The 390-nt window shown below is 46.4% G+C and carries 1 protein-coding gene; it reads right to left on the bottom strand.

Going from position 1 to position 390, the window contains the following annotated elements:
* On the bottom strand, positions 1 to 390 hold a 390-nt coding region (locus tag B3763_RS01290), incomplete at both ends, for a transporter associated domain-containing protein (protein ID WP_286742791.1).

Below are 390 nucleotides of genomic sequence, written 5' to 3'. Positions count from 1 at the left end.
TTATCTCAAATCGGCCGAACCGGATAATGTCGTGAACCTCGGGAATACTCTCTGTAATGGACAGAATAAAGCCTCCCAGGGTATCATAGTCTCCCTCAGGGATGTCCCACTTAAACTTCTCGTTCAGGTAGTCAATCTCGTGACGAGCGCTCAGTATATATTTGTTTTCATCGATGCGCTGCTCCACCCAGTCTTCATCTTCATCGTGTTCGTCCTGAATCTCGCCAAATATTTCTTCAATCACATCTTCCAAACTCACAATTCCAGAGGTGCCTCCAAACTCATCGACCACCAAAGCCAGGCTTTTGCGCTCTTGAATAAACTGTATCATCAGCTCATTGGCCAACATGGTTTCAGGCACAATGATGATGGGGGTGAGCATGCTCTCAA

Source organism: Roseivirga sp. UBA1976 (assembly GCF_002336325.1).
Lineage (GTDB): Bacteria > Bacteroidota > Bacteroidia > Cytophagales > Cyclobacteriaceae > Roseivirga > Roseivirga thermotolerans.
Note: the sequence above shows the minus strand (reverse complement) of the source record. Positions and strands in the feature narration are given on the sequence as shown.